The 23,884-nt window shown below is 70.6% G+C and carries 24 protein-coding genes; 11 read left to right on the forward strand and 13 right to left on the reverse strand.

Features of this window, described 5'->3' with window-relative positions:
* Positions 1–26 precede the first annotated feature (26 nt).
* Positions 27–1,196, forward strand: a complete 1,170-nt coding sequence (locus tag HD596_RS32760) for an ArsB/NhaD family transporter (protein ID WP_185073097.1) — start codon at positions 27–29, stop codon at positions 1,194–1,196.
* A gap of 13 nt (positions 1,197–1,209) precedes the next feature.
* Here the strand turns inward: HD596_RS32760 and HD596_RS32765 are convergent, their stop codons facing one another.
* From HD596_RS32765 to HD596_RS32780, 4 genes are all read right to left on the reverse strand, one after another.
* Positions 1,210–1,449: a hypothetical protein gene (locus HD596_RS32765; RefSeq protein WP_185073098.1), complete on the reverse strand. Its 240-nt coding sequence runs from the start codon at positions 1,447–1,449 to the stop codon at positions 1,210–1,212.
* A 96-nt stretch (positions 1,450–1,545) separates the two neighbouring features.
* Entirely contained in the window at positions 1,546–2,367 is an 822-nt protein-coding gene (locus HD596_RS32770) for an inositol monophosphatase family protein (RefSeq protein WP_185073099.1), read from the reverse strand.
* Between the two features lie 10 nt (positions 2,368–2,377).
* Positions 2,378–2,995, reverse strand: coding sequence for a hypothetical protein (locus tag HD596_RS32775; protein WP_185073100.1), 618 nt, complete (start codon positions 2,993–2,995; stop codon positions 2,378–2,380).
* Complete coding sequence (locus HD596_RS32780) at positions 2,995–4,047, reverse strand: hypothetical protein (protein ID WP_221519623.1); 1,053 nt, start codon at positions 4,045–4,047, stop codon at positions 2,995–2,997. Before HD596_RS32780 ends, HD596_RS32775 begins: the two co-directional genes overlap by 1 nt.
* Positions 4,048–4,291: 244 nt before the next feature.
* Between HD596_RS32780 and HD596_RS32785 the strand changes: the two genes are divergently transcribed.
* The 5 genes from HD596_RS32785 (at position 4,292) to uvrB (ending at position 11,035) form a co-directional block, all read left to right on the forward strand.
* Entirely contained in the window at positions 4,292–5,077 is a 786-nt protein-coding gene (locus tag HD596_RS32785; RefSeq protein ID WP_185073101.1) for a class I SAM-dependent methyltransferase, read from the forward strand.
* A 115-nt stretch (positions 5,078–5,192) separates the two neighbouring features.
* Entirely contained in the window at positions 5,193–6,797 is a 1,605-nt protein-coding gene (locus HD596_RS32790) for an SPFH domain-containing protein (protein WP_185073102.1), read from the forward strand.
* A gap of 1 nt (position 6,798) precedes the next feature.
* Positions 6,799–8,052 (forward strand): SPFH domain-containing protein, encoded by a 1,254-nt coding sequence (locus HD596_RS32795; RefSeq protein WP_185073103.1) that lies wholly within the window; start codon positions 6,799–6,801, stop codon positions 8,050–8,052.
* A gap of 9 nt (positions 8,053–8,061) precedes the next feature.
* Positions 8,062–8,835, forward strand: coding sequence for a sporulation protein (locus HD596_RS32800; protein ID WP_185073104.1), 774 nt, complete (start codon positions 8,062–8,064; stop codon positions 8,833–8,835).
* A gap of 91 nt (positions 8,836–8,926) precedes the next feature.
* On the forward strand, positions 8,927–11,035 hold the full coding sequence (gene uvrB, locus HD596_RS32805) for an excinuclease ABC subunit UvrB (protein WP_185073105.1): 2,109 nt from the start codon (positions 8,927–8,929) through the stop codon (positions 11,033–11,035).
* Positions 11,036–11,098: 63 nt separating this feature from the next.
* Here uvrB and HD596_RS32810 read toward each other — a convergent pair whose 3' ends face one another.
* The 5 genes from HD596_RS32810 to HD596_RS32830 all read right to left on the reverse strand — a co-directional run bounded on the left by HD596_RS32810 (position 11,099) and on the right by HD596_RS32830 (position 16,791).
* Complete coding sequence (locus tag HD596_RS32810) at positions 11,099–11,860, reverse strand: alpha/beta fold hydrolase (protein WP_185073106.1); 762 nt, start codon at positions 11,858–11,860, stop codon at positions 11,099–11,101.
* A gap of 417 nt (positions 11,861–12,277) precedes the next feature.
* Positions 12,278–13,153: a serine protein kinase RIO gene (locus HD596_RS65025; RefSeq protein WP_185073107.1), complete on the reverse strand. Its 876-nt coding sequence runs from the start codon at positions 13,151–13,153 to the stop codon at positions 12,278–12,280.
* A gap of 724 nt (positions 13,154–13,877) precedes the next feature.
* A complete protein-coding gene (locus HD596_RS32820) occupies positions 13,878–14,636 on the reverse strand; it encodes an ABC transporter permease (protein ID WP_185073108.1) in 759 nt (252 codons plus the stop codon).
* Positions 14,633–15,571, reverse strand: coding sequence for an ATP-binding cassette domain-containing protein (locus HD596_RS32825; protein ID WP_185073109.1), 939 nt, complete (start codon positions 15,569–15,571; stop codon positions 14,633–14,635). The genes HD596_RS32820 and HD596_RS32825 overlap by 4 nt, the downstream gene beginning before the upstream one ends.
* Positions 15,572–15,585: 14 nt before the next feature.
* Positions 15,586–16,791, reverse strand: coding sequence for a cytochrome P450 (locus tag HD596_RS32830; RefSeq protein ID WP_185073110.1), 1,206 nt, complete (start codon positions 16,789–16,791; stop codon positions 15,586–15,588).
* A 145-nt stretch (positions 16,792–16,936) separates the two neighbouring features.
* Here HD596_RS32830 and HD596_RS32835 point away from each other — a divergent pair, with 145 nt between their 5' ends.
* From HD596_RS32835 to HD596_RS32845, 3 genes are all read left to right on the forward strand, one after another.
* Complete coding sequence (locus tag HD596_RS32835; RefSeq protein ID WP_185073111.1) at positions 16,937–17,620, forward strand: MarR family transcriptional regulator; 684 nt, start codon at positions 16,937–16,939, stop codon at positions 17,618–17,620.
* 581 nt (positions 17,621–18,201) lie between these two features.
* Positions 18,202–18,675: a dihydrofolate reductase family protein gene (locus HD596_RS32840; protein WP_185073112.1), complete on the forward strand. Its 474-nt coding sequence runs from the start codon at positions 18,202–18,204 to the stop codon at positions 18,673–18,675.
* A 171-nt stretch (positions 18,676–18,846) separates the two neighbouring features.
* A complete protein-coding gene (locus HD596_RS32845) occupies positions 18,847–19,407 on the forward strand; it encodes a hypothetical protein (RefSeq protein ID WP_246555013.1) in 561 nt (186 codons plus the stop codon).
* Here HD596_RS32845 and HD596_RS32850 read toward each other — a convergent pair.
* Positions 19,404–19,976, reverse strand: coding sequence for a Uma2 family endonuclease (locus tag HD596_RS32850; protein WP_185073113.1), 573 nt, complete (start codon positions 19,974–19,976; stop codon positions 19,404–19,406). The two genes, HD596_RS32845 and HD596_RS32850, sit on opposite strands and share 4 nt — an antisense overlap.
* A 57-nt stretch (positions 19,977–20,033) precedes the next feature.
* Positions 20,034–20,639: a hypothetical protein gene (locus HD596_RS32855; protein ID WP_185073114.1), complete on the reverse strand. Its 606-nt coding sequence runs from the start codon at positions 20,637–20,639 to the stop codon at positions 20,034–20,036.
* A 136-nt stretch (positions 20,640–20,775) separates the two neighbouring features.
* Here HD596_RS32855 and HD596_RS32860 point away from each other — a divergent pair, with 136 nt between their 5' ends.
* Complete coding sequence (locus HD596_RS32860) at positions 20,776–21,540, forward strand: glucose 1-dehydrogenase (RefSeq protein WP_185073115.1); 765 nt, start codon at positions 20,776–20,778, stop codon at positions 21,538–21,540.
* Complete coding sequence (locus tag HD596_RS32865) at positions 21,541–22,335, forward strand: alpha/beta fold hydrolase (protein WP_185073116.1); 795 nt, start codon at positions 21,541–21,543, stop codon at positions 22,333–22,335.
* 32 nt (positions 22,336–22,367) lie between these two features.
* On the opposite strand, the gene HD596_RS32870 is transcribed toward HD596_RS32865, so the two are convergent.
* Together HD596_RS32870 and HD596_RS32875 are read right to left on the reverse strand one after the other, a co-directional pair.
* Positions 22,368–22,967 (reverse strand): DUF4126 domain-containing protein, encoded by a 600-nt coding sequence (locus HD596_RS32870; RefSeq protein WP_185073117.1) that lies wholly within the window; start codon positions 22,965–22,967, stop codon positions 22,368–22,370.
* A gap of 4 nt (positions 22,968–22,971) precedes the next feature.
* Positions 22,972–23,877 (reverse strand): phosphotransferase, encoded by a 906-nt coding sequence (locus HD596_RS32875; protein WP_185073118.1) that lies wholly within the window; start codon positions 23,875–23,877, stop codon positions 22,972–22,974.
* Positions 23,878–23,884 lie beyond the last annotated feature (7 nt).

A 23,884-nucleotide genomic window follows, 5' to 3' on the forward strand; every position in this document is an offset into this window, starting at 1 on the left:
TTTCAGCCTGTGGGATCATCTATCGGGTGTGGCGTCTTGGAGTGCTCGACCTGATCAGGATCGGGTTGCTGGTGCTCGGCGTGGTGTTCGTGGCGACCGGGCTGCTGCCGTGGGACGACGCGCTCGCCAGCCTCGATGAGATCGGGCCCCTGCTGATCTTCCTGGTCGCGATCATCGTGCTGGCCGAGCTGACCAAGGAAGCCCAGGTCTTCGATGCCATCGCGGCGAGGATGGCGGTGCTCGGACGCGGCAACTACGCCGCCCTTTTCTTTCTTTGCACAGCCTTTGCGTCATTTATCACGATTTTTCTGAATCTGGACACGACGGCGGTCCTGCTCACCCCCGTCATGCTCGCCCTCGCCCCCCGAGCCCGCATCGCCGCCCTCCCCCTGGCCATGACCACGATCTGGCTGGCCAACACCGCGAGCCTGCTGCTGCCCGTCTCCAACCTGACCAACCTCCTGGGCATGGAGAAGATCGGCCTGGACGCCCAGGAGTTCGCCGCGCGCATGTGGGCCCCGCAGCTCGCCTCGATCGCGGTGACGATGGTGTTCCTGTGGGTGTTCTACTGGCGCCGCGGCCAGCGGCGCGACCTGCGCTACACCCCGCCGCTGCTGGAGCCGGTGGCCGACCGCGTGCTGTTCGGCGCCGCGTCGGCCGGCTGCCTGCTGTTCATCGCGATGCTGCTGCTCAAGGCGCACGTGGCCATCGCCGCCACGGCGGCGGCCGCGATCGTCGTGGCGGCCTTCCTGGTACGCGCCCGCGACCGCCTGACCTGGAGCCTCGTCCCGTGGCAGCTCGTGATCTTCGTGACGGGGCTGTTCCTGGTGGTGCCCACGCTCAGCAGGCACGGCCTGTCCGACCTGATGACCTGGATGGTCGGCACGGAGGGCGACCCCTACCGCACGGCCGCCGTCGGGGCCGCGCTCTCCAACACCATCAACAACCTGCCCGCCTACAAGGCCGTCGAGACCGTCATCCCGGCCGCCGACCAGGACCAGTTGCTGGCCCTGCTGGCCGGCACCAACGTGGCCCCCGTCATCACGCCGTGGGCGTCGCTGGCCACGCTGCTGTGGTTCGAGTCGTGCCGCCGCCACGAGGTCAAGGTCCCGATGCGCCGCTTCCTGCTCACCGGCACGGGCCTGGCCGTGGCCGGGCTGCTCGCCACCGTGTGGACGCTGGTGCGGTTCAGCTGATCAGACCAGCCGATCAGACGGCGGCCAGCGCGTAGGCGCCGGCGACCGCGTCCAGCGCCCAGCGCATCCGCACGACGTACGTCTCGGGGTGGTCGCCCGCCTCCTGCGCCACGTACGCGGCGCACCAGGCCGGGTCGCCGCCGCACCGGCACAGCCGCTCGTCCACGGCCTGGCGGATCTGGAACGGGGACAGCCGGTCGGACGGCTGCAGAGCGGTCGCGAAGAGCACCTGCGCCAGCTCGGTCGTGGTCATGTCGAGCCCCTCTCCCTTGTTCCGTTCTCTCTGAATAGACCTCGAACGGGGGCGGAACTCATCGGCGAAGGACACAGATGTTCTGCGGACTTTTCCTCAGTCGAGCCCGAGGAGGGAGAGCAGCCCGGGGACGGCCCGGGGATGGGCGGCGACGAAGCTGCGGTCGTCGGCGGTGCCGTCGATGCACTCCTCGAACGGGCCGCCGTCCAGCGCCCTGATCTCGATGCCGGCCTCGCGGGCGAGCAGCGCGCCCGCGGGCAGGTCGACCGCCTCGGCCCGGTAGCCCACGATGCCGTCGATGTCGCCGCGCGCCAGCATCGCCCACGCCAGCAGCGGCGCCCACAACTGCAGCACCCGCCGCGCGTTGAGCTCCAGCGCCGAGCGCAGCGCGCGTACGGTCGCGTCGCCCCTGCTCACGCCGTAGCCCTGGGTCCAGGCCAGCAGCGGCCCGTGCGGGCTCGGCGCGTACGGGGGCGCGAGGCGTACCCCCGAGGACGACCCCGCCGCGGCGGACAGCGCCCCCCGCCCGCGCACGGCCGACCACGTCTGGTCGGAGACGGGGTCGTGCACCACGCCCAGCACGGGACGCCCGCCCCGGCACAGCGCCACGCCCACCACGTAGGCGGGCAGGCCGATGGCCACGTTGTTGGTGCCGTCGAGCGGGTCGACCAGCCACGTCCACTCGCCGCCCGCGGCCCCCACCAGCCCCGACTCCTCGGCGATCACCGTGTGCGACGGGTACGCCGTCAGGATGCGCTCCAGCAGCAGCTTCTCCGAGGCCAGGTCGAGGTCGGTCACGACGTCGCCCGCCTCGCCCTTGGCCCTGACGCCGACCACGCCGCGCATGCCCTCCCGGAGCAGCGCCCCCGCGGCCTCGGCGGCTTCGACGGCGACCGTGCGGGCGTGATCCAGGTCCATCGGATGCCTCTCAGGTCAGGTGAGCGGTGATCAGGCGTACGGCCAGCTCGGTCTCGCGGGCGTCCAGGGGCTGCCTGGCCACGTGGTGCGGCCCGGCGTGCAGCGGGCCGAGCGACAGGTCGCGGCTGCCGGGCCGGCCCCGCCCGAGCGCGATCGTGGCCGCCTCGCCGCCCTCCGGCACGACGCTGCTGTGGAAGCGGTCGGCGGCCAGCGTGTAGGTGTCGCCGGGGCCGAACACCTCCACCAGGCCCGTCGCGTGCCGCACGGTGCGCCCGGTCGGCCAGATGCGGTCGCCGTCGGCCCCGCTGACCACCTCGAAGACCCGGTGCGTGGCGTCCGGGCCGGCGTCGGTGACCACCGCGTGGACGTTGCGCACCTGGCCGTAGAGGACGTGGCTGACCAGGTCCCAGCTGTGGCAGTGGATCTGCGAGGTGGTGCTCTCGGCGTGCGCGAACGAGTCGGACCACAGGTGGACGCAGACCCCTTCGCCGCCGTCGCGCTCCAGCGGCAGGCAGACGAATCCGAGGGGGTGGCGCACCGCCCTCAGGCCGCCGGAGGAGAGCGTCTCCAGCGCCCAGGCCCTGGCCTCGCCCCCGAGCACCAGCTGCTGGACGCCGTGATGGCTCATCACGCACCAGCTCGATCGTGCGGTTCGCCATAGGGATCCATCGCCCGCAACGCCTTGCGGGCGATGTCGACGACGTCACGCCCGTTGTAGGCCTTGGGCAGGGGGATCCCGATGCGTTCGAACAGCTCCTGAACCTCCTCGATGGTGGGCTCGTCGCTCAGCGGAACCTTCTTGTACATCTCCAGCGGCACCCGCCGCGCCTGCTCGAAGCTGAGCCGCAGCTCGGTGTCGCAGTTCTCGTAGTAGAACGTGCCGGCCAGCGCCGTCATCGCCCTGTTGGGGTCCTCGACCGTCATGATCAGGCGGGTGGCCGACACGTCCCAGCGGAAGGTGGTCATCGTCGAGGACAGGCCCACCGCGATGTCGAGCAATCCGTAGCGCTGGCGGTGCCAGAAGGCGGCCAGGATCGTCGCGTACGACTCCTTCCTGGCCCGGTCGGTCGTCCACGTCTCGCCGGTGCCGTCGGGGGCGTCCGACAGCGAGCGGCGGTAGTGGGCGTACGTCTCGCACACCTCCAGGTTGGACGGGTCGATCACCTCGACCCTGACCGTGAGGTGGCGCTTGTCCCTGCGGGCCGCCGCGACGCACTCCGGCAGGGTGACCGCGCGCAGGTAGGTGCCGGTGCCGCCCTTGAAGCTCCACCGGTGGGTGTCCTTGCGCGCCTCCGCGTGCGACTGGGCGATCTCCTGGCTGCTGCCCAGGACCCGTACGAGCTGGAGCGCGTCGAGGGCCTTGCGGGTGCTGCCGACCAGCGCCTCGATCTCCTGCAGGCGGGCCAGGCGCACGGGCAGCTCGGCCAGCGCGCCCGAGGTGATCGTCTCCTCGACCGGGGCCTGGCGCGCGCGGTCGCGCAGCAGCGCGGTGGCCACCAGCGCCATGATGACCAGGGTCGCCGCGTTGACGAGCTGGGACTGCACGTCGTCGGGCACGATCTCGTTGGGCATGACGCCCACGACGCCGATCACGATCGCGAGCACCAGCGCGATGGCCCCGTCGGCGTTCTGCGCAGCCCATGGGGCGACCTGCTTCACCGCCGCCACGAACCGTGTCATCGCTCGCCCCGCCGTTCGACGATCATTCAGTCCCCGAGGTCATGGTAACGACCGCGCCAAGCGACCACCAGTACACGGGTTTATGGCCTCCACTCCGTGGAGGCGGCTCGGTCGCCGGGGAGCCGTCGCCTTCCCTCGTCGCTCTGGTCGCTACGCTCCCGACGCTCCTCAGTCCAGGCGACGGCGCTCCCTCGCGGGATATTGCCTCGAACCCGCACGGGCCCTGCGGCTAGCATCGGCTCGCATGATCATGGATCCCGAGGTGCTGGGCTACTACGAGCAGGGCGGCGAGCGGACCCGGCTGCGGCAGGGGCGCAACCGGCTGGAGTACTGGCGCACGCGTGACGTGCTGCGCCGCGTCCTGCCGCCGGCCCCGGCCCGGGTGCTCGACGTGGGCGGGGGCACCGGCGCGCACGCCGAGTGGCTGGCCGCCGACGGGTACGAGGTCGAGCTGATCGACCCGGTGCCGCTGCACGTACGGGAGGCCGCCGCGCTGCCCGGCGTGAGCGCCCGCCTGGGCGACGCCCGCGACCTGCCCGTCCCCTCCGGAGGGGCCGACGCGGCGCTGCTGCTCGGCCCGCTCTACCACCTGCCCGAACGGGCCGACCGCGTCCGCGCGCTGACCGAGGCCAGGCGCGCGGTGCGCCCGGGCGGGCCGGTCGTGGCGGCCGTCATCAGCCGGTTCGCGGCCGTGCACGACGGCATCTACCGCGGCTTCCACCTGGACGAGGAGCAGCGTGCGGCCGACTACCGGGGGCTGGAGACCGGCGTGATGGTCTCGTGCAGGCCGGGCGGGTTCCGCGGCTACTTCCACGATCCCGAGGAGATCCTGGGCGAGTTCGCCGACGCCGGGCTGCCGCGGCCCGACCGCTACGGCCTGGAGGGCGCCTTCTGGCTGTACGGCGACGTGGACGACTGGCTGGACGACGAGGAGCGGCGCGAGTTGCTGCTCGACGCCGCCCGCAGGATGGAGTCGGAGCCGTCGCTCCTGGGGGTCAGCGGTCACCTCCTGGCCGTGGCCACCGCCTGACCGCCGTCAGGCTGCCGGTCACGTTCCGCTCTGGGCGCTATGACATGCCTTGCAAGCGAACATTAAGTCGCACCCGATACGGTCGGATTCGCCGGTAGCGGAGAAGGAAGGTTCGATGTCACGACCCAGAGAGGCACTGATCCAGGCAGGTCAGGGCATAGCCCAAGCGGTCGCCCAAGGGGGTGACATGCGGCAGGCGATGGGGCAGGCCATGGGCCAGGTCGTCGACCAGGCGGGGCAGTTCGCGGGCCAGGCACGCGGTTTCGCGCTGAACCCCCATGACTTCGCCGCCGCCCGCGACGGCGGCGCGTCGGTCGGCACGGCCATCGAGGCCAGGTCGGCCTCGCTGAACGAGGCCGGCGAGATCGTCAACCGCAGCTTCACCGAGAACGGCATGCACGTCATCTCCCCGGTGGTGATCCCCAAGGGCAGCACCGCGAAGGTGATCGTGCCGCTGGGCATCCTGGTGGTGCTCGGCCTGATCGGCGCGCTCGGCAACGTCATCCCGAACACCGATCTGATCTTCGGCCCCCACTACTGGGTGGTGCTGGTGCTGGCGGCCGCGTTCCTGTGGTGGCGGCGCAGCGTGGTGATGGTGCCTGAGGGCTGCAAGGCCCTGATCACCCAGTTCGGCAAGCTGGTGCACATCGCGGACCCGGGCCGGGTGACGCTGTTCAACCCGTGGAAGCGGGTCAGCTACATCGTCAACACCACCCGCGAGTACCCGTTCAACGCGCCGATCAGCGAAGCGCCGACGCAGCAGGGCGTCAAGGCCAGCGTGGACCTGTTCCTGCAGTTCAGGATCGAGAACCCGGCGGAGTTCATCTTCGTGCTCGGCTCGGTCAGCGGCTTCCAGTCCAAGCTCCAGAACGCCATCAGCGAGGTCACCCGCTCCCTCATCTACGCCCAGCGGGCCGAGGAGATCTACGACCTGGTGGGCGAGAGCACGCTGGGCATGCTGGAGAGCCTCAACCAGCAGTTCCTGCCCGCCGTACGGCTCACCGACGTGAACATCACGCACGCCGAGCCGTCCAGCCAGGAATACCGGATGGACCTGGCCGCCCCCGAGATGGTCAGGGTCGCCAAGGAGGCCTACACCTACGAGTACGAGCTGCAGCTGCGCAAGGAGCAGAACGAGGGTGACCTGGTCAAGGAGCTGGCCGGGCTGCAGGAGACGCTGAGCGCCATCCAGGCGGAGATCGCCGGCTACCAGGCCCGCATGGACACCGCCCTCGAACGCGCCACCCACCAGGCCACCGCCCAGGCCAGGCAGCGCCTGGTCGAGGCCGAGTCCACGGCCAACGCCAACGCCGCGCTCCTGGAGGCGCAGGCGCTGGACATCAGGGCCCTGTCGGCGGCCGAGGCGCCCGAGATCCTCGACTACCGCTTCCAGCAGGACCTGCTGAACAAGCTGGAGTCCGTCGCCACCAGGCTGCCGCAGGTCGTGCAGGTGGGCGAGCAGACCGACATCGACTTCCTGGCCCTGGCCCAGCAGCTGGTGGGCGGCAAGGACGCGGCGCTGTTCTCGGCCGAGGACATGGCCGCCATCCGGTCCAGGCTCGACGAGATCGGTTCCCGCGTCCAGGGCCGCGAGGCCGAGATCGCCGCCCTGCTCAAGAAGGCCGCCGCCGACGTGACCGAGCCCCAGGAGCCGCCGGAGCCCGACGCGGACCTGGAGCGCACCGTCGAACGCCTGCTGCCCGGGAAGGGGGAGATCTGACATGAGCCGCGAGTTCTCGAAGATCAAGGAGTCGCTGGCCTCCTGGGGCGACATCCGCCAGCTCCTGCGCGGCGGCGAGCAGGGCCAGCTCGTCCCCGTCGTCATCCCCAAGGACCGGCGCGGCTTCGCCTGGATGTCGCTGGTGTTCCTGGCGCTGTACTTCGCCGGGATGGCGGTCCTGACCGACCTCACCCTGATCGCCGCGCTGCTGGCGCTGTTCTTCCTGGTCGTGGCCATGGTCACGATGTGGCGTAAGGCGATCATCGAGATCGAGGAGGGCACCACCGGCGTACGCAGCCGCTGGGGCGCCATCACCGGCACCCTCCCGCCGGGCCGCCACTACCTGTGGCTGCCGTGGGACCGGGTGGACGCGGTCGTCGACACCTCCACGGAGATCCCGTACTCGGCGCCGATCGTGGCCTGCCCCACGGCCGAGAACGTGCCGCTGAAGTCGATCGAGTTCTTCCTCAAGTTCCGCATCGTGGACCCCGTCGCGTTCGTCCGCACGATCGGCGCGGGCAACTTCGACCTGGTGCTCTCCAGCGCGGTGCAGGACGCGATCAGGCAGCGCAGCCGCCGCGTCAACACCGAGCGCGCGTACGACCTGCGCGGCTCCGACGTCGGCGACATGCAGGACGCCCTCAACCGCCAGCTCGGCCGGTACGGCGTGCGCATCACGGGCGCCAACATCCCCGACGTCCAGCTGCCCGACCAGTACCAGCAGCACCTGGCCACCCGCGAGAAGGTGGCCAAGGAGCTGTCGGCCTACGAGCGCGAGTGGGAGCTGACCCGCAAGCGCCGCATCGACACCCTGCTGATGGAGATCGAGCGCTCCAAGAAGACCCGTGACGCCCGCGTCGTCGAGGTCAAGGCCGCCCACAACAAGGCGCGCAAGGACGTGGCGCGCATGCTGGAGGAGCAGGAGACCGAGGCGCAGCGTGTGACATGGGAGATCGAGGCGCGCGGCCGGGCCGAGCTGACCGCCGCCGAGAACGAGGCCAAGGCGCTGCGCCGGCTGGCCGAGTCGTACCGGGACAACCGGGCCGTGCTGCAGTACGAGCTGGCCCGCAGGCGCCTCGACGTGGGCGCCAGACTGGCGGAGAACGCCCCCCAGCCGCTGGTCGTACGCACCCAGCAGGGCCAGTCGGACTCCGCGCTCTCCACCCTTCTCCTTGCCCAGTTGCTCCCCCGCATCTCGGGCACAGGCACGGCCCCAGGAAACGGCCAAGTGAACGGCCACACACCTTCCGCATAGGAGAACCCCATGGTGTTCCGCAAATTGATGGCCGCGTTCGGTGCGGGCGTCGAGGTAGACACGGTGTTGACCAACACGGGCGTGCGCCCCGGCGAAACCCTGCGCGGCGTCGTCCACTTCCGTGGCGGCAACTCCGACTACAAGGTCGAGGGCATCCACATCGACCTGACCGCGGTGGTCGAGGTCGAGTCGGGCGACAACGAGTACAAGACGACCTACAGCTTCCTGCGCCAGCAGGTCGCCGGGACGTTCCAGCTCGCCGCGGGCGCGCAGCACCAGCAGCCCTTCGAGATCCAGGTCCCCTGGGAGACGCCGATCAGCGCCATCGCCGGGCATCCGCTGCACGGCATGAAGCTGGGCGTCCAGACGGAGCTGGCGCTGGCGGGCGCGCTCGACAAGGGCGACCTCGACCCGCTGTACGTGAGCCCGCTGCCGGCCCAGGACCACGTCATCGCCGCGCTCGACCGGCTGGGCTTCCAGTTCAAGAAGGCCGACCTGGAGCGCGGCACGCTGTACGGCTCGACGATGCCGTTCTTCCAGGAGATCGAGTACTACGCGGGCGGGCAGTGGCGGCGCCACTTCAACGAGCTCGAACTGACGTTCATCGCCGGGGCGCGGCAGATGGACGTCATCCTGGAGGCCGACAAGCGGGGCGGCTTCCTGACCTCCAGCCACGACGCGTACAACCGCTTCACCGTGCGCTACGACGACCCGCCGCACGCGGCGGACGCGGCGCTGCAGCGCGGTCTGGAGCAGATGGCCCGCCACCGCGGCTGGTTCTGACTGGCTCCGTCGCCGGGGTGCGGGGACCCCGGCGGCGGAGGTCAGAGGGGGTGCGACCCTTTCTGTCGGTCGGGACGCCTACAGTGGCAACATGCGACCGGTCACAGATTTGCAGCGGAAGGTGGCGCCCTTCGAGGTCGTCACCGAGATGACTCCCTCTGGTGACCAGCCCACGGCCATCGCCGAGCTGGAGCGCCGCATCAAGGCCGGCGAGAAGGACAACGTGCTGCTGGGTGCCACCGGCACCGGCAAGACCGCCACCATCGCCTGGCTGATCGAGCGGCTGCAGCGGCCCGCGCTGGTCATGCAGCCCAACAAGACCCTCGCCGCGCAGTTCGCCAACGAGTTGCGGGAGATGCTGCCCAACAACGCGGTCGAATATTTCGTTTCTTATTACGATTATTACCAGCCTGAGGCGTACGTCCCGCAGAGCGACACGTACATCGAGAAGGACTCCTCGATCAACGACGAGGTCGAGCGGCTGCGCCACTCGGCGACCAACTCGCTGCTCACCCGCCGCGACACCATCGTGGTCGCCTCCGTGTCGTGCATCTACGGCCTGGGCACGCCGCAGGAATACGTCGACCGCATGGCCAGGCTGCGCGTCGGCATGGACGTCGACCGCGACCAGCTCCTGCGCCGCCTGGTCGACATGCAGTACACGCGCAACGACCTGGCCTTCACCCGGGGCACGTTCCGGGTCCGGGGCGACACGATCGAGATCATCCCGAAGTACGAAGAGCTGGCCGTGCGCATCGAGATGTTCGGCGACGAGATCGAGAAGCTCTCGACCATGCACCCGCTGACCGGCGAGGTCATCACGGAGGACGAGGAGCTCTACATCTTCCCCGCCTCTCACTACGTCGCGGGCGAGCAGCGCATGGCCGCCGCCGTGGCGGGCATCGAGGCGGAGCTGGCCGAGCGGCTGGAGGAGCTGGAGCGCCAGGGCAAGCTGCTGGAGGCGCAGCGGCTGCGGATGCGCACGACGTACGACATCGAGATGATGCGGCAGATCGGCACCTGCTCCGGCATCGAAAACTACTCGCGCCACATGGACGGGCGCGAGGCCGGCAGCGCGCCCAACACGCTGCTCGACTACTTCCCCGAGGACTTCCTGCTGGTCCTCGACGAGTCCCACCAGACCGTGCCGCAGATCGGCGCCATGTACGAAGGCGACGCCTCCCGCAAGCGCACCCTGGTCGAGCACGGGTTCCGGCTGCCGTCGGCGCTCGACAACCGGCCGCTGAAGTGGGAGGAGTTCCTGGAGCGCATCGGCCAGACCGTCTACCTGTCGGCCACGCCCGGACCTTACGAGCTGGGGCGGGCCAAGGGCGAGGTCGTCGAGCAGGTCATCCGCCCGACCGGCCTGGTCGACCCCGAGATCGTGGTCAAGCCGACCAAGGGGCAGATCGACGACCTGGTCCACGAGATCCGCCAGCGGGCCGAGCGCGACGAGCGCGTGCTGGTCACCACGCTGACGAAGAAGATGTCCGAAGACCTGACCGACTACCTCCTGGAGCTCGGCATCCGGGTGCGCTACCTGCACAGTGAGGTCGACACGCTGCGCCGCATCGAGCTGCTGCGGGAGCTGCGCACGGGCGAGTTCGACGTGCTCGTCGGCATCAACCTGCTGCGCGAGGGCCTCGACCTGCCCGAGGTGTCGCTGGTGGCCATCCTCGACGCCGACAAGGAGGGCTTCCTGCGCTCGGAGACGTCGCTGATCCAGACCATCGGCCGCGCCGCCCGTAACGTGTCCGGCCAGGTCCACATGTACGCCGACAAGATCACGCCGTCCATGGAACGGGCGATCGACGAGACCAACCGGCGGCGGGCCAAGCAGATGGCCTACAACGAGGCCAACGGCATCGACCCGCAGCCGCTGCGCAAGAAGATCGCCGACATCCTCGACTCCCTGCAGCGCGAGGACGCCGACACCGACCGGCTCCTGGGCGGCGGCCGCCAGCAGTCGCGCGGCAAGGCCCCGGTGCCCGGCTTCGGGGTGCGGCAGGCCGGCCAGCACGCCAAGGCCATCGCCGGCGAGATGCCGCGGGCGCAGATGGAGTCCCTGATCGAGTCGCTGACCGAGCAGATGCACCAGTCGGCGGCCGACCTGCAGTTCGAGGTGGCGGCCCGGCTGCGCGACGAGATCAAGGAGCTCAAGCGCGAGCTCCGCGACATGCGCGAGGCCGGCGTCAAGTGACACCCGCAAGGCGCCTCCCCTCCGCCCGGAGGACGAGGCGCCTTCCGACCACGTGACGTCGGGCTAGGGGAGGAAGTCCGCCAGGGTGCGAGCGAAGGCCTCGGGGTTGTCGAGCATGATGCTGCGCCCCGACTCGGGAATGCCGACCAACCGGACACCGCTCGCCCGCAAGCTGGCGGCGTCCTCGGGCGGGTCGCCCTCCGGGTGCAGGAAGGCGCGGGGGATCGGCAGGTCCTGCAGGAGCCGGCGCATGGTGGGCGTGGTGCCCGCGGCCAGGCTGACGGCCGTACGGTGGAGCCCGCGCAGGTCCGCCAGCCGCATGGCGGACCACCAGTCCGACCCCACGCGCTCGCGCACCTCCTTCCACCCGTGCGACACGAACGCCTCCTCCGTGTAACTCGCGATGCCGCCGCCACCCGGCCGCACGGGAGCCGGCGGATCGGGGTCGAGGTCGGCGTCGAGGAGCACCAGGTTGGCGATCAGCTCGGGGTGACGCGAGGCGAGCACGATCGCCACCGCGCCGCCCATGCTGTGGGCGATCATCGACGCCCCCTCCACCCCCGCTTTGCGCAACGCCTCGGCCAGGGCGTCGGCATGGGTCTCGAGCGTGTAGGCGAAGTCCCGGGGACGGTCGCTGATCCCGAATCCGAGCAGGTCGATCAGCAGGGAACGGTGCTGCGGCAGGAGGGGGTGGGCGGCGACCTCGGCGTAGTACGGGGCCGAGGTGGCACCGAGCCCGTGGACGTAGACCCGCGCCGGCTCGGCACCCGGCAGCTCTACCCAGCGGATACGAGCGCCGCTGGGGTGGACGACGGCATCGTGCATGACGGCCCTCCTCGTCGTATACCGGGGCCAATATACCTACGACCTGCACAAACGACCGGCCCTTCGACAGCCCACACCCGCCCCTTCAGCCACCGCCGCCACGCCTGCCCCCTGGCCCCAGCGTCGGCCCCGCGGCACCTCACGCCCCAACGGGCTGGTGGCGGTGCGTGATCTCGCGGTGTGGCGCCGCGGTGTGGCGCCGCCGTGCCGCGCCGCCCTGCCGCCGTCCAGCGGTGCCCAGCCGTCCAGCGGCGGGGTCCAGTCGTCCCACCGTCCAGGCGGTCTCGCGGTGCCGTCCGGTTGTGCTGCGGCGGCATGTGGGGCGGTCCCGCGGATGCCATCCGGCTGTCCTACGCCTACGTCGCACTCCACGCGACGGCGCGTCGCAGGACGTCAAGCGGCGGACGACAAGCCCGATCACAGGGACAGGCCGGCCTCTTTGCGGAGGAGCGCGGCGAGGGAGTCCGGGTCGGCGGTCGGGACGCCCTTGGCGGCGAACCAGGTGGCGACGTTGTGGGCGTCCCGGTCCAGGAACGAGGGGCCGGTCGGGTGGGCGATCACGTCCACGATCTGCGGCAGGTCGATGATCACCAGCCTGCCGTCATGGACCAGCAGGTTGTACGGCGACAGGTCCCCGTGGGCCAGCCCCTCCCTGGCCAGCGTGACCATGGCCGCCACGAGCTGCTCCCACAGCCCGTCCAGGTCGTCGGACACCTGCGCCAGCCGCGGCGCCGCGTACCCGTCCCGTGTCCCGATGAACTCCTGCAGGATCTCCGTCTCCACGATCTGCACCGGGTACGGCACGGGAACCCCGAGCTCCCACAGCCGGCACAACGCCCCGAACTCGGCGACCGCCCACTGTGCGGCGATCACCTGCTTGCCGAACGCGGTGCGGTTGGCCATGGCGCGGTTCATGCGGCTCTCGCGGGTCCTGCGGCCCTCCAGGTAGCCGGAGTCGCGGTGGAACAGCCGGTGCTCGGAGGAGCGGTAGCGCTTGGCGGCCAGCAGGCAGACCCGGTCCGTGCCGGGCACGCCCCGCGAGATCAGATGGACGTCGGCTTCCTTGCCGGTCTTGAGCACGCCGTGCTCGGTGTCGACGGCGGCCAGCTCGGTGACGAGCCAGTCGGGGTACGGCTTGGGCCCCTTCTCCGTGGGAGTGCTCTGGTCCCAGGTGGACCAGCGGTCACCCTCGGGCGGCCCGTCGTCGGTCTCGGGAGTGCTCTCCAGCCATTCGAGGTCGTCGGCGTCGAGGGCGTACTTGCCGCGGGTGCGGTGCTGCGAGTGCTTGGGCACGGTGGGATTGCTCCAGGTGTGAGGCCCACCGGCTCGTCGATCAGGTCAGCGAATGCGCGGTGGGAAGGTCTGAGGACGCGGAAAACGGCACGCGAACAGTCGTCGTCACGGTCTCACCCTCCCTTCGCGGCACGGCGCGGCGATCATGGTCAAGCCGCTGCCAAGCGATCAACTCGGGTCCCGAGTATGCCGATCCCCACACGGTCCTCGCAACCGATTAAATGACGCCCCTGCCGCCGCCCCGGCCGGACTGGCGGGCCCACGACCGCGGTCGTCGGGTTTGCGTCCGTACCGGCCGGGCTGCCCGGCGCGCACGACCGCGGTCGTCAGGCTTCCGTCCGTACCGGCCGGGCTGGCGGGTGCGCACGACCGCGGTCGTCGGGTTTGCGTCCGTACCGGCTGGGCCGGCGGGTGCGCACGACCGCGGGTGCCAGGCTTGCGTCCGCACCGCCGAGCGCGGATCCGAGATCCAACGGCAGGTCGACGCCCGGGCCCCGCCTAAGAACCGCTTGGGCCCCGCCTGGGAACCACCTGAGAACCGTCTGGGACCCTGGGCAGCTTCGGCCGGGCCTCGCGTCGCGTCGCCCGTCTGCCTCACCGCGGCACGACCGCGCGAGCCGGTCGATGCTGGATCCGCGCAGGAATCAGCGGCAGCGTCCCCAGGGGCTCCAGCTCGGCACGAGAAGGAGCCGTGCGGAGGCATGCCCGGTCAAGAGAACCGGTCTCACCGGTTGTAGAGCCTGCGTGCCCACAGGTATCCGCCCAGCGCGATGGCCGCGCTCCACAGCGCCGCCGCCGCGAAGCTGGATCCCGCCGGCTGCCCGGCCAGCAGCGCGCGCAGGGTTTCGATGACCGGGGTGAACGGCTGGTGTTCGGCGAACCAGCGCAGCGGGCCCGGCATCGACTCCGGCGGGACCACGCCACTGCCCAGGAACGGCAGCAGCATCAGCGGCATCGGCAGGTTGCTGGCCGTGGCCACGTTCTTGGTGACCATGCCCAGCGCGGCCGACAGCCAGGTGATGGCGAAGGTGAACATCGCCAGCACGCCGATCACCCCGAGCCAGTCCAGCGCAGAGGCGGCGGGGCGGAAGCCGATCAGCAGGGCCGTCAGCATCACCGCCGTGAGCGCGATGAAGTTCTGGACCAGCGCGCCGAGCACGTGCCCGGTGAGGACGGAGACGCGGGCGATGGCCATGGTCTTGAACCTGGCGACGATGCCCTCGGTCATGTCCATGGCCACCGAGATCGCTGTCCCCTGCGCGGCGCTCGCGATCGTCATGATCAAGATGCCGGGGGTGATGTAACCGGCGTAGGCGGCGCGGTCACCGCCGATCCCGGCGCCCATGATGCCGCCGAGGACGTAGACGAACAGCAGCAGGAACACCACCGGGACGCCCGCGTACGTGAGGATCAGTGTGGGGTACCGCCAGAGGTGCCTGATCTGGCGGCGCAGCATCGTCGCCGAGTCAGTGATCGCTCTCATCGTGAAGACTCCTCGGTCAGGGCGAGGAAGACGTCGTCCAGGTCGGGCGTGTGCACCGACAGTTCGGCGACGTCGATGGCCTGCGCGTCCAGCCACTCCAGGAGTTTCCGCAGCGCCCGGACGCCGGTGTCGGGAATCTGCACCGTGAGGGACTCCTCGTCGCGTGAGGTGGCTCCCACGTGGGAGGCCGCCCTGAGGTAACCGTCGGGATCGGCGAAGCGCACGACCAGATGCCCGCCGGGGACCAGCCGCTTGAGCTCGCCCGGCGTCCCCTCGGCCACCAGGCGGCCCTGGCTGAGCAGCGCGATGCGGTCGGCGAGTTCGTCGGCCTCGTCCAGGTACTGCGTGGTCAGGAAGATCGTCACGCCGTCCTGTGTGACCAGGTCTCGGACGATCTGCCACATGGTGCGGCGACTGCGCGGGTCCAGCCCGGTGGTCGGCTCGTCGAGAAAGATCAGTTCGGGAGTGCCGACGAGGGTCATGGCGAGATCGAGGCGGCGGCGCATGCCGCCGGAGTAGGCGGCCGCGGGCTTGCGCGCGGCGTCGGTGAGGTCGAAGCGCTCCAGCAGTTCGCGGACGCGCCTGCGGCCCTCGGCGCGGCCGAGGTGGAGCAGGTCGGCCATGAGGCGCAGGTTCTCCTCGCCGGTGAGGAAGCTGTCGACCGCGGAGAACTGGCCGGTGACGCCGATCGCGGCACGCACCTTGTCGGGTTCGGTGCCCAGGTCGTGCCCGGCGACCCGGATCTCGCCCGCGTCGGCCTTGATCAGGGTGGACAGGATCTGCACGGTGGTGGTCTTGCCCGCGCCGTTGGGGCCGAGCAGGGAGAAGATCGTGCCCTGCGGGATGGTGAGGTCGATGCCGTCCAGCACGCGGTGCGAGCCGTACGACTTGCGCAGTCCCTTCACCGAGATGGCGGGGACGGCGAGGGTTTCCATGGTCCGCACCGTGCTCACCCTCGGTCCCAGGTGACGGGCAGGCTGCGTACGCCGTGGATCTGCGAGGGGTCGGTGCGCACCGGCACCTCTTCCGCCGGTACGGCGAGCCGCAGCGTCGGGAACCGGGTGAGCAGCGCGGGGAAGGCCACGCGCATCTCGACGCGGGCGAGCTGCTGGCCGAGGCACTGGTGGACGCCGTGGCCGAAGGCCAGGTGGCCGGCGGCCGAACGGCCCAGGTCGAGCACGTCGGGGTCGGCGAACTTGGCCGGATCCCTGTTGGCGGCGTTGATCGCGAGGATGACCGTGTCGCCGGCCTTGAGCTGCCTGCCGCCGAGCTCGACGTCCTCCAGCACGCCGCGCATGCCGTTCCCGGCGATGGACAGGTGGCGCAGCAGCTCCTCCACGGCGCCGGCGGCCAGATCGGGGTCGTCGCGCAGGGCGGCGAGCTGCGCCGGGTTGCGCAGCAGGGCGAACGTGCCGAGCGCGAGCATGTGCGCGGTGGTGTCCAGGCCGGCGCCCAGCAGGAACGCGGCCACGCCGCCGAGCTCCTCGTCGGTCAGGTCGCTGCCCGTGGCCAGGTCGCTGAGCAGGTCGTCGGTCGGGTTCGCGCGCTTGTCGAGTGCGAGCGTCTGCAGATACTTGCCGAGGTCGATGAAGGCGGCGTACTGCGCGTCGGGATCCGGGGCGTCCGAGAGGGTCCGTGTGGAGGTCTGGAACTGCTCGCGGTCCTCGTACGGCACGCCGAGCAGCTCGCAGATCATCAGGGCCGGGATGGGCCGGGCGAAGACCTCGACGAGGTCGGCGGGCGGCCCCTGCCGCTCCATCGCGTCGAGCCGTTCACGGGTGATCTCGGTGACCCGCTCGGTGAGCAGGTTCATCCTGCGGACGGTGAACTTGCCCGTCAGCATCTTGCGGAAACGGGTGTGCTCGGGCGCGTCCATGCCGGTCAGGTCGCCGGGCGGGGCGGGCGGCAGGTAGCCCATCAGCGGGTAGTACTGGGTCTCGTAGCGGGAGCTGAAACGCGGGTCGGCGAGGATCTGGCGGACCAGCCCGTAGCCGGTGACCAGCCAGACGCCGGGGGCGCCCTCGGGCACGGCCAGCCGGGCGATCGGCTGCTCGGCACGCAGCGCGGTGACCTCGGGGGCGGGGTCGAAGGGGCAGGCGGGCGCGCGGTCGAAGGAAGGGCTGACCGGCTCGTCGCGATAGTACGTGTTCGACATGTTGTGAAAGCTACGTTGCATTCAAAAAAGCTGCAATCCGAGAAATCCGTATGCGCAGGTAGAAGTGGGCAAATTAGTGAAATGACGCTGGGCTCGAACGCAATGATTCGTTGCATTGAGTGGCGACGAACGCAACAATGGCGTCATGTCACGAGGAAGGTTGACCCAGCGGGACCGCCAGCGCATCGCGGCCGGCCTCGCCGAAGGGCGTTCCTACGCCGAGATCGCCAGGCGGCTGGACCGGCCGACCTCGACGATCAGCCGCGAGGTCGGCCGCAACGGCGGCCCCGGCGGTTACCGGCCCGAGCAGGCGCACCGGGCGACGGAACGGCGGGCGCGGCGCGGCACGCCGGCTCTCCGGTTCGCGGCCGGGCCGCCGGACGGCGAGAGGTACGAGCTGGGGGACGAGGTCATCGAGATGGCGGTCCGGATGGGGCTGCCGAAGATGATGGCGCGCGTGCTCATCGGCCTGTGGCTGAGCGAGGAGGGCAGACTCACCGCGGCCGAGCTGACGCGCAGGCTGCAGGTGAGCCCGGCTTCCGTCTCCATGGCCGTGGGCTACCTGGTCGAGCAGGGGCTGATCGGGCGTGAACGCGATCCGCGGCGGCGTCGCGACATCTACACGGTCGACGACAATTCCTGGTATCAGTCGCTCGTGACCAGCTCGCGGCACACGCTCGAGGCGGCGGCGCTGGCGAAGGCGGCGGGGGAGTCGTTCGGCCTCGACACGCCGGTGGGGCGCCGGCTCGCCAAGGGCGGGGCCTACCTGGAGCGGGTCGGCCTGGACACCCTGGAGTCGGCCCAACGCTGGCGCGACCTCCTGACCTGATCGTCCCAGCAGACGACCGGCCAGGTGGGCGGCGCGGATCTCGGCCGTCCACGCGGGGTCGGCGGGCGACGGCCGTGTGCGCCCGCGCGGCGTGGTGTGCGACGGCCGTGTGCGCCCGCGCGGCGTGGTGTGCGACGGCCGTGTGCGCCCGCGCGGCGTGGCGTGTGACGCCCGTGTCCGTCCACGCGGGCGTTGGTGTGCGATGGCCTGGCCCGTCCTGTTCTCCGACGGAGACGCCACCACCTCACCCTTGCGACGCGACGACGCGGGCGGTGGGGCGGCGGATCGGTGCCGGCCGAACAGCGTGAGCAGGCCCACCACCGGGGGACGGGACCTGATCTCCAGATGGCCGGCCGCTGGGTCGTCCCGGTCGGGGGCAGCAGGGCCAACCCGGCGGTCGAGCACGGTGAGTGACGTGGGCAGCCCGGCCGCCCCTCCGGGAACAGGGATGTCCGTTCGACCTCGGTCGACGTAGCGAAAGTCATGACGGGTCCGGTGACATTTGCCTCTGCCGTCCGGCGCGCCTTCCGGACATGGTGGGGCGGCGGAAACTGATCGGCGAAAGAAGCGGAGTGCCTGACATGGCGAAACTCGTGGCCGCCGGCTCGCTGCTGCTCGGCGCCGACTCGTACCGGATGTTCATGGGGTTCTGGCCCGCCCAGGCGGGCAACCCCGAGACGTCCACGGTGAATCAGCAGTTCGGCGGGATCTACGGGCGGATCGAGGTCGGCGTCATCTCGGACTCGCTCACGGACGAGGACATCGCGCCGTGGGCGGACCGGACGACCGTGGTCAAGCGCGCCGACGCCGAGGGGTGGGTCAAGGAGCTCAAGCAACGTACCAGCGGCGACATCGTCACCTTCGGCAGCCGGATCACGTGGAACGCCCTGCTCCGCGCCGGGCTCGTCGACGAGCTGCACCTGGTCGTCGGCGCGAAGGCGCTCGGCGAGGGGACGCCGATCTTCACCCAGCCGGTCGAGGGGCTCAGTGTCGCGGAGGTCCGCCGCCTCGACGGCTCCGGCAACGTCCTGCTGCGCTACGCCACGACCGGCTGAGCTGCTGGGACGCGGTGAGCGGCCGCAGCCTTGGCGCGGCACCGGCCCCGTGTGGGCGTGCGCGGATCCGGTTCGAGGCAGGAGGAAAGCAGAGGCCCTGCGGTGCCGAGCTTGTGGATCATTCGCAAAAACGCGATGCGGTGGATCCGGCCGGGCCTGTACGGTGCGGGCATGCGACGTTGCCCGGAATGTGACCACTGGGAACCCGCCGGCGCCCCCGACTGCGTCCGGTGCGCCGGGCTGGTCGACGAGATCGTGGAGGAGGGCTGGCGGGCGTTCCTTGAACAGGAGTTCGGCACCACCCGGCCGCCGGACGAGCGCCTCATCGCCGAGATGGTCACCGAGGAGCCCGACAAGCACCCGTGGCGCGTGGTGGACGCCGCCTACGACCGCCTGACCTGCCCCGAGTGCGGTGATCGGCTCAGCCGGGGCCCGGCCGGGTGCGCCGCCTGCGACGTGGCCAACGGTTTCCGCTACTCCGCCATCGAGATCGACCGCCCCGCGGTCCCCGCCGGCAACGAGCACGCGCTGCGGGTGAACGTGGCCGTCACGCGCCGGACGTCCGGGGTCTCGGAGTCGGAGGTGCTGCTGCGGCGGCTGTCTCTGCCCATCCTCATCGAGGGCGGGCTCCCCACCCGAGCCCAGGCCCAGGCCACCAAGGCCCTGGCCAACGGCGGTGCCACGGAGGCGGAGCTCGCGGCGTTCATATATCGGGAGTGGGCTGACCGCTAGACCGGTGGCGATTCCAAGGTGAGATCGATGTCGACGTCGAATCCGATGTAGGTCTGCAGTCGTTTGCGGTGAACGCCGGTGGGGACGTAGACCTTGACCGCCGGCTCGAGCTCGAAGGTGTGAACAACAGGCAGCCCGTCTTCCTGCTCGACTCGCCAGAAATGCCTGATGGCGGCACCCGAATATTTGATCGGCTTGGTGGTCCGATCCCTTTCCGCGGACTCGTCCGAGACCACTTCTGCCACAAGGTGTACGTCCTCCGGCTGGAAGGTCGTGGTCTGCGCGAAGATCGCCGACTTCTTGACCAAGAGGATGTCCGGCTCGGGCCGCTGCCGCAGTCCCAATGTCACCGTCATCTCCCGAATCACAGCCAGATGCTCCGGTGGCTCGAGGTTTTCGAACAGCCGGAGCGCGAGCATGTGAAAGGCGGTCTGCGGCGGCCTGAAGATGAGCGACCCATCGATCAGTTCGACGTGCCGGGGCGCGTCCGGGGGAAGATGGTCGAGCATGTCGGCGGTCCAGCCGCCGGGAGGGCCGGGATGGAACCACTCGGGAAGGACCCCGGTCATCAGTCCGCCTCCTTGACTTTTCACGTGGGGCGTTCATCTTGCCACGTGGAGTAGTCGTCAGGGGAGGTCTTTGCGTTCCTCCATCGAGCGGCGGTAGAGCTCGTCGATCTGGTCCAGCGGGTCAGGGGCGTGGCGGCGGGCCTCGATCTCCAGGTCGGTGCGGGAGCCGAGGTCGGCGATGCCGGTGGCGGTGTGCTGCACCTGGTCGCCCAGGAGGTCGGCGCGGATGCGGGCGCACATCGCCGTCAGCTTGGCCTGGTGCTCCCTGAGCCGGCCGAGGGTGGCGTGGTCGACGTACGGGGACACGCGGCGCTGCTGGGCGTACATGCCGAGCTGGCCGTCGTGGACGTCCGCCTGCGCGGAGAGGTCGGCCATGAGCCGGGGGAGGTCGCCGAGGCCCCAGCCCAGGCGCTGGGCGTGCTCGACGGCCTGGCGGGTGAGGGAGACCTCGCGGCGCAGGTCGAGGCGGAGGCGTTCGACCTCGGCGGCGTCACCCGTGCCCATGGCGTTGACGTGGGTGCTGAGCCGGGTCGTGGCCTCCTTGGCCTTGACCGCCGCCTTCTTGCCCAGCTTGACCAGGACGTAGACGCCCACACCGCCCAGCAGCAGGAAGAACGCCAGGATCACCAGTAGGACGACAAGCAGCTCGCCGATCTCCGCCACCTCCTGAGGGTCTTGATGAATTGAAGGATAGTCGGCCGGGGCGGCTTCGGCGCGGCCGAGAAACCAAGCAAGCACTTGATCAGAGCAGTGGGGCTGTGCTTCAGTTCTCGCAGAGCGGCTGGAAGGGCGGGGTGACGTGCTCGACGGCAAGGTTGTGATCATCACCGGTGGCGCCCGGGGCATGGGGGCGGCCACCGCGCGGCGCTGCGTCGCGGCCGGGGCTCAGGTCGTGATCACCGATGTGCTGGTGGAGGAGGGTACGGCCACCGCCAAGGAGCTAGGTGCCCGATTTTTCCCCCACGATGTGACAAATCAGGACCAGTGGGCCGAGGTGGTCGCCGCCACCCTGGAGGCGTACGGCAGGCTCGACGGGCTGGTGAACAACGCGGGCATCGCCCTCGCGGAGCCGATCGAGCAGCAGCCGCTGGAGGCCTTCGAGCGCGTGCTCCAGGTGAACCTGGTCGGCGTCTTCCTCGGCCTCAAATCGGTGGTCAAGGCCATGCGCGGGTCCGGCGGCGGCGCCGTCGTGAACCTCTCGTCCGTCGCGGGCCTCACCGCCCTGCCCGGCACGGGGGGCTACGGCGCGTCCAAGTGGGGCGTGCGCGGGCTGACCAAGATCGCCGCCTTGGAGTTCGGCAAGGACCGCATCCGGGTCAACTCCGTACATCCCGGAATGATCGTCACCCCGATGACGCAGCCGCTCGGGGCCGTGTCGGGGGACGGGACCTTCCCGCTGGCCGCCGCAGGGCGCTGGGGCGAGCCGGAGGAGGTGGCGGAGGCCATCGCGTTCCTGCTGTCCGACGCGGCCTCGTACGTGACGGGCGCGGAGCTGGCCGTGGACGGCGGGTGGACGGCAGGAGAGGGCGCGCTGCTGTCCCGGCTGGAGGGTGGGGGTCAATAGATGCCGTACGCGGACGTAGGCGGAAATATCAGGCTTTTCTACACGGAGGACGGCGACGGACCCCCGCTGCTGCTCGTCCACGGGTGGGGCACCGACTCCCACCAGTGGTCCTGGCACATCGACGCGCTGGCGGCCAACCACCGGGTGATCGCCGTGGACCTGCGCGGCCACGGCTACTCGTCCGTCCCCGACACCGGCAACACGCCGCGCGAGATGGCCGGCGACCTGGCCGCCCTCCTCGAAAGCCGGGGCATCCCGCAGGTGGTCGCCGTCGGGCACTCGATGGGCGGCCAGGTGGTCTCCATCCTCGCCGTCGAACACCCCGAGCTGGTACGCGGGCTCGTCGCCGTCGACCCCGGCTACGGCATGACCGACCGGGTCGCCCGGCGCTTCCCCAGGATGATCGACGGCCTGCGCGGCGAGCACCCGCACGCCGCCGCCGAGAAGATCGACGAGTGGTGCACGAACGCCGGCACCCCCGCCGTCATCAGGCGCTGGCACAAGCGCAGGCTGTACGGCATGCCGCCGCACGTGCTGGTCCAGGCGTTCGAGGCCATGTTCACGGCGCCGGACGCCATCGGGGTGCGCCCGGCCAGCGACGACTACCTGGCCCGCCGGCGCTGCCCGGTGCTGTCGATCTGGGCGGATCAGGAACGGGCGAGCTGGGAGTCGGGGCTGCTCAAGGACCCCGCGTCCAGGATCGTGTGCTGGGCGGGCGCCAGTCACCGGCTGCACGAGGAGCGCCCGGCCGAGTTCGTGGACCTCGTGGAGGAGTGGCTGCGGGCCCAGGAGTGACCCCAGCCCGCGGGCCCGGGAGCGGACCCAGGTCAGGGCTGGCCGCGGGCCGCTCTTCTGCGGGCGCGCATGCGGCGTACCTTCCTGATCAGCCACCACGCCACCACGGCCATCGCCAGCAGCGCGACGATCACCAGCACGGGAGCGAAGACGGCCACCAGGCTCATGCCGAGCGAGCCCGCGTCCTCCGCCGTGCTCACCACCGGCGCGCCCACCCCGGCCGTCCCGGCGTTGATCACCGGCCGGGCGGTGGCCTTGACCGCGTGCACGGCCAGCGCCATCACGATGCCCAGCAGCCAGCCGGCCCACGGGTGCTCGGCCATCCAGGTGGAGTGGTCCACCTCGGAGGCCGCCTGCGTGGCCGAGAAGACCACGCCGCCCGACGCCGGGCGCACCACGGTCTGGATGGTGTCGTTGACGCTGTCCACGGCGGGCACCTTGTCCAGGACGAACTCGGCCACCAGCAGGACGGCGATCACCGCGAGCACGCCCCAGTTGGACAGCCAGGAGTAGCCGTCGGGGAGTTTCACGGAGTCCGTTAAGTTGGCCAGGACGCCCACGACCAGGAGCGGGATGTAGGCGTTCAGCCCGGCGGCCGTGGACAGGCCGAGGCCGGTCAATGCGGCGAACATGTCCCTAGTCTGCCCGCGCGGCCTCGTCCATGAGGTACGCAAGAGCAGATCCGGTGAATTCGGCCACCGCCCGCTCGTACTTCTCCATGCCCCACGACCAGAAGTCGAAGTCGATGCTCTCGTTCGCGCCGTCCTGGATGGAGGCCCAGAGCGTCCAGCCGTACTTGGACATGAGGCCCAGCAGCCGGGCGCGGGCGATCTTGTGGCGCAGGCGGCGGCCGTAGTACGCGGTGACGAGCTCCTCCAGGTGGCCGAGCGGCAGGTCGGACTCGCTCCAGATGTTGCCGAGCTCGAAGCAGGGGTCGTTGTTGCCGGCGTACTCGTAGTCGATCAGCCAGAGGCGGTGCCCGTCGTCGATGATGTTGCCGGGCAGGAGGTCGTTGTTGCAGGGAACGGTGCCTTCCGCCCTTATTTGCAGACATTTCCGGATGTCCTCGACGGCGGGCATGAAGTCGAGGTAGTTCGCCGGAAGCCGGTAGCCCCGCTCCCGCACGATCCCCAGATAGTGCCGCTGGACCTCGAACATGTCGAAGTCCCGTACGAACCGCGGCCCCGCGTGCAGGCGGCGGCACGCCTGCGCCACCCGGGGCAGGTTCGCCGGGTCGCGGAGATCAGCCTCGGTGAACGTCCGCCCCGGCAGGAAGCCCACCACCAGCACCCCCAGCTCGGGCAGGTACGCGTGCACCGGCGCCCCCACCCCGGCCGCGGCGGCGGCCCGCGAGCAGGCGTGCTCGGCGTCCCTGTCGATCCCCAGCAGCGAGCTGTCGCTGGCCCACACGCGCGCCACGTACGTCCCGCCCGGGGTCGTGACCTTGTAGTTGTGGTTGGTCAGCCCTCCGGGCAGCTCCTCGACGGAGCGCGGCACGCCGGACAGCAGAGGAACGCGATCGAGCACCTCGGGCACGGCCATGCTCGAT

This window comes from Nonomuraea jabiensis, from assembly GCF_014204795.1.
Lineage (GTDB): Bacteria > Actinomycetota > Actinomycetes > Streptosporangiales > Streptosporangiaceae > Nonomuraea > Nonomuraea jabiensis.